This is a genomic window from Polaromonas sp. P1_E1_2 (genome assembly GCF_056406035.1).
In genome coordinates, this window is record NZ_JBFUAZ010000248.1 from 1 (window position 1) to 5,709 (window position 5,709).

Sequence of the window (5,709 nt, forward strand, 5' to 3'; positions counted from 1 at the left end):
GTGGCGGGCCAGCACCCGTGCGATGCGGTAGAGCAGTCCGACCCGGTCGCTGGCCGATACGCTGAGCAGCCAGCGCTGGGCTTTTTCATCGGGCCGCAGGTCCACGCGCGGAGCGATCGGGAAACTCTTGACCCGGCGCGATACACGGCCTTTACTCGGAGGCGGCAGAGGTCCGGGGTTCTCGATGGTGCGATCCAGTTCGGCCTCCACCATGGCCGCCAGTTCGCGGTAGTGGTCGGCCAGCGTGGGGCTGACCACCTGGAAGGTGTCCAGCGCATAACCATTTTTCGCTGTGTGGATCTTGGCGTCCAGGATGCTGAAGCCGGCTTCGTCAAAGTAGCCGCAGATGCGTGCAAACAGGTCGGGCGCATCGGGCGTGTAAACCAGTACCTGCATGCCTTCGCCTGCCGACGAACGACGCGCGCGGACGATCGCCTTGGCCTTGCCCACGTGTCGCGAGAGCTGGCGTGCATGCCAGGCGATGTCGGAGGCCTCATGGCGCATGAAATAGCTGACGTCCAGCGTGTCCCACAGTGCCTTGTGTGCCTCGAAAGGTTCGGCGTGCAGGGCCAGTGTGGTCAGGGCTTCGCGCTTGCGGGCCTCCACTTCGGCATCCGCATCGGGCGCGCGGCCACCCAGCACGCGCAGCGTGTAGCGGTACAGGTCTTCCAGCAGCTTGCCTTTCCAGGCGTTCCAGACCTTGGGGCTGGTGCCGCGGATGTCGGCCACCGTCAGCAGGTACAAAGCCGTCAGGTAACGCTCGTTGCCCACGCGTTTGGCAAACGCGGCAATCACTTCGGGGTTGCTCAGGTCTTCCTTCTGGGCGATGCGGCTCATGCTCAGGTGCTCACCGACCAGGAATTCGATGAGTTTGGAGTCTTCGGCGCCAATACCATGCTGGCGACAAAAAACGCGCACGTCCTTGCAACCCAGCTCGGAGTGGTCGCCGCCGCGGCCCTTGGCGATGTCGTGGAACAGCGCGGCGATATAAAGAATCCAGGGCTTGTCCCAGCCGGCCGCGAGCTGCGAGCACATCGGGTACTCGTGCGAGTGCTCGGCCATGAAAAAACGCCGCACGTTGCGCAGAACCATCAGGATGTGCTGGTCCACCGTGTAAACATGGAACAGGTCGTGCTGCATCTGCCCGACGATCTTGCGGAAGATCCAGAGGTAGCGGCCCAGCACCGATGTCTGGTTCATCAGCCGCATGGCGTGGGTGATGCCCTCGGGCTGCTGAAGGATGCGCCGGAAGGTGTCGCGGTTGACCGGGTCGCTGCGGAACTTGCTGTTCATCAGTCCGCGGGCGTTGTAGAGCGCGCGCAGGGTGCGCGCCGAAAGGCCCTTGATGCCCACGGTTGTCTCGAATACCAAAAAGGTTTCCAGGATGGCGTGCGGTTCACGCGCATACAGGTCGTCGCTGACCACCTCCAGCATGCCGGCCTTGTCGTAAAAGCGCTCGTTGATGGGCCGCAGCGGGTAGGTGTTGGGGTTGAGCCGTTCTTCGATATTGAGCAACAGGATCTGGTTGAGCTGGGTCACGGCCTTGGCGGCCCAGTAGTAGCGCTTCATCACCGCCTCRCTGGCGCGGCGCGGCACCTTGCTGCCGTCGTCGGCTTCGGCGGAATAGCCGAAGGACTCGGCCACGGCGGTCTGCAGGTCAAACACCAGGCGGTCTTCACGCCGGCCGGCAATCAGGTGCAGGCGCGCGCGTATCAAGCTCAGCAAGGCTTCATTGGCCTTGATCTGCCGCACTTCAAAGGCCGTAGCCAGGCCGTTGCGGGCCAGGTCGTCCCAGGATTTGCCCAGGCCGGCGGCCCGTGCCACCCACAAAATCACCTGCAGGTCTCGCAGTCCACCCGGGGATTCCTTGCAGTTGGGCTCGAGCGAGTAGGGGGTATTTTCGAACTTGTTGTGGCGCTGGCGCAGCTCCAGCGTCTTGGYCACGTAAAAAGCCTGCGGGTCCAACACGACGGCCAGCCGGTTTTGCAGCTGCAGAAAATTCTTTTTGGATCCGGCGACCAGGCGGGCTTCGAGCAGCGAGGTTTGCACCGTGACGTCTTTGGCCGCTTCTTCGACACAACCGGAAATCGTCCGCACGCTGGAGCCAATTTCCAGGCCCACATCCCAGCAGGCGCCGATGAAGCTCTCTACCTTGGCCTTGAGGGCCGGGTCGCCGTCGATGTTGGCGTTGTCCGACAGCAGCAGCAGCACGTCTACATCCGAATGGGGAAACAGCTCGCCGCGGCCAAAGCCTCCTGCGGCCACCAGGCAGGCGGAAACCGGAAAGCCGGCACGCTGCCAGAGCAGCTGCAGGGTCGCATCGGCATGCCGGGCGAATTTTTGCAGCAGGCTGTGGATGCCGCGGGACGAGGCGCCACTGGCGGCCAGCGTGGCGAGGAGGGCGGCTTTCCCCGCTTTGTATTGCTCGCGGACCGGGGCCAGCTCGATCATCGCGGAGCTCGCAGGGTCGGAGAGTGCGCGGGGCGCCACTGTGCGCCTGGCTCAGGCACTGACAGCGGCTTGGGCAGGGCTGCTTTGCGGGACAAACGCCGGGATCGGCGGGCTGCCGGCGGACAGGGTAAGTACCTCATAGCCGGTTTCAGTCACCAAAATGGTGTGTTCCCACTGGGCGGACAAGGAATGGTCGCGCGTCACGATGCTCCAGCCGTCTTTCTCGGGGCCGTCCTTGATGTCACGCTTGCCGGCATTGATCATGGGTTCGATGGTGAAGGTCATGCCCGGTGTGAGCTCTTCGAGCGTGCCGGGGCGGCCGTAGTGCAGCACTTGCGGTTCTTCGTGGAATTTCTGGCCAATTCCATGGCCGCAAAACTCGCGAACTACGGAAAACCCCTGTTTTTCGGCAAAAGTCTGGATCGCAAAGCCGATGTCGCCCAGCCTGACCCCAGGCTTGACGCGCATGATGCCCTGCCACATGGCTTCATAGGTCACATGGCAGAGCCGCTTGGCCGCAATGGAAGCTTCGCCAACCAGGTACATGYGGCTGTTGTCGCCGTGCCAGCCGTCCTTGGTGATGACGGTCACGTCAATATTGASAATGTCGCCTTTTTTCAACGGTTTGTCGTTGGGAATGCCATGGCAGACCTGGTGGTTGATGGAAGTGCACAGCGACTTGGGATATGGCACATAGCCGGGAGGGCCATAGCCCAGCGTGGCCGGAATGGTGCCTTGAACCTGGGTCATGTAGTCATGGGCCAGCCGGTCTATTTCATTGGTGGTGACACCCGGCTTCACGAAGGGGGTGAGGTAGTCCAGCACCTCGGAAGCAAGCCTCCCTGCCAGGCGCATGCCTTCAATTCCTGCGGCATCTTTGTAAGTAATACTCATGGCCCCGATTATCCCACCGCTCCCGGGCACATGCATTTTCAGCATGGGACCAAGGGGCTTTGGCTTTGGCCCGAATGTGGCCCGAACGGATCGCAAAAGTGCCCGGGCGCACCGGCAGCAAACCGGGGAAGGCCTTCAGTCGCTGATAAAATTACGGGTTAACGCTAGCCCGTTAAACCCAACAGCCATGCGCTGCCCACCTCCCATTACAAGGCCACCGCTACCGTGACCCTGCACCTGACGACTTTTGAGGGCGAACCCCACGGGATCAGCGCCCTCAGCGATTTCCGCGTCCAGCAACTCCTTCCCCGCCTGCAAGCCGTCCACGACAAGATCGTGGGCATCAGCGCCCGGTTTGTGCATCTGGTTGCCACGGAGGCGCCGCCTTCAGACACCGTCAAGGGCCAGCTCGCAGCACTGCTTACCTATGGCGACCCTTGCATTGCAGGCGCTGGAAAAACCGATGATGCACTGACCTTTATTGTCTCGCCGCGCTTTGGCACCGTTTCGCCCTGGGCGTCGAAGGCTACGGACATCGCCCACAACTGCGGCCTGGCCATCAAACGCATTGAGCGCATCACCGAATACCGCATTACCTTGAAAAGCGGCTTTTTCAGCAAAACGGCCCTGACGGATGCCCAGCGCGAGCAGGTCGCCGGCCTGCTGCACGACCGCATGACTGAAAGCGTGATGTTGGATCGCGCGCAGGCTGCCGGCCTCTTCACCGAATTGCAAGGTGCATCGCTACAGACCATCGACGTGCTGGCCGGTGGCAAAGCGGCCCTGGAAGCCGCCAATGCCGAATTTGGCCTGGCGCTGGCAGCCGATGAAATCGACTACCTGGTCACCGCCTTCACCCAGCTCAAACGCAACCCGACCGACGTTGAGCTCATGATGTTCGCCCAGGCCAACAGCGAGCACTGCCGCCACAAGATCTTCAACGCCGACTTTACGATTGACGGCGTTGCGCAGGAGAAAAGCCTGTTCGGCATGATCCGCAACACCGAAAAGCTGCATCCCCAGCACACGGTGGTGGCTTATTCGGACAACGCTTCGGTCATGGAAGGCTATAAAACACAGCGGTTTTATGCCAAAACTAGTACAAAACCGGCCCCTCGCCCAACAGGAACAAGCGCGAGCAGCTATCAAACTTATAGCGCTACGGATGACGTGTTGATGCATGTGCTGATGAAAGTCGAGACGCACAACCATCCCACGGCTATTTCTCCCTTCCCTGGCGCGTCGACCGGTGCGGGCGGAGAGATTCGTGACGAAGGCGCAACCGGCCGCGGCTCCAAGCCCAAGGCGGGCTTGACGGGCTTCACCGTGTCCAGGCTGTTTGACGACGCCGCCACGTCCTATGGCAAGCCAGAACACATCGCCAGCCCGCTGCAGATCATGACGGAAGGCCCGCTGGGCGGCGCAGCGTTCAACAACGAGTTCGGCCGGCCCAACCTCAACGGCTACTTCCGCGAATATGAGCAGACCGTCGGCGGCCAGCGCTGGGGTTATCACAAGCCCATCATGATTGCGGGTGGTGTCGGCACGATTGATGCGGCACTCACCAAGAAGATTCTCTTCCCGGCCGGCACGCTGCTGATCCAGCTGGGCGGCCCTGGTATGCGCATCGGCATGGGCGGCAGCGCGGCCAGCTCCATGGCTTCGGGCGCGAATGCGGCCCAGCTTGACTTTGATTCGGTGCAGCGCGGCAACCCTGAAATCGAGCGCCGCGCGCAAGAGGTCATCAACCAGTGCGCCCAACTGGGTGCGGCCAACCCCATCCTGGCGATCCACGATGTGGGCGCCGGCGGTTTGTCCAATGCGTTTCCTGAGCTGGTGAATGACGCGGGGCGAGGTGCGAAGTTTGATTTGCGTGCCGTGCCGCTGGAAGAAAGCGGCCTTTCGCCCAAGGAAATCTGGAGCAATGAAAGCCAGGAGCGTTATGTGATGGCGGTTGCGCCTGAGTCACTGCCGCAGTTCCAGGCCTTCTGCGAGCGTGAGCGCTGCCCGTTTGCGGTGATTGGCATTGCGACGGAAGAAAAGCAACTGGTGCTGTCCGACAAAGACGCGGCCCCGCCGGTGGATATGCCGATGAATGTGTTGCTCGGCAAGCCGCCCAAAATGCACCGCGACGTGAAGTCGGTCAAACACACGATCAAACCCATCGACCTGACCGGCGTCGATCTGCAGAAAAGTGCGATTGCGGTGCTCAGCCACCCGACCGTCGCGTCCAAGCGCTTCCTGATCACCATCGGCGACCGCACCGTGAGCGGCCTCACGCACCGTGATCAGATGGTTGGCCCCTGGCAGGTGCCGGTAGCCGACTGCGCTGTCACGCTGGCTGACTACAGCGGTTTTGCGGGC

The 5,709-nt window shown here is 62.0% G+C and carries 3 protein-coding genes; 1 reads left to right on the top strand and 2 read right to left on the bottom strand.

From position 1 onward, the window contains the following. Together AC1D1P_RS12715 and map are read right to left on the bottom strand one after the other, a co-directional pair. Positions 1–2,451, bottom strand: a 2,451-nt coding sequence (locus AC1D1P_RS12715; protein WP_477673234.1) for a [protein-PII] uridylyltransferase, incomplete at its 3' end; no start/stop codon positions are given. A gap of 51 nt (positions 2,452–2,502) precedes the next feature. Continuing rightward, complete coding sequence (map, locus tag AC1D1P_RS12720) at positions 2,503–3,345, bottom strand: type I methionyl aminopeptidase (RefSeq protein WP_477673232.1); 843 nt, start codon at positions 3,343–3,345, stop codon at positions 2,503–2,505. 225 nt (positions 3,346–3,570) lie between these two features. On the opposite strand from map, the gene purL reads away from it, so the two are divergent. Continuing rightward, a partial coding sequence (purL, locus tag AC1D1P_RS12725; RefSeq protein WP_477673233.1) for a phosphoribosylformylglycinamidine synthase occupies positions 3,571–5,709 on the top strand: 2,139 nt, incomplete at its 3' end.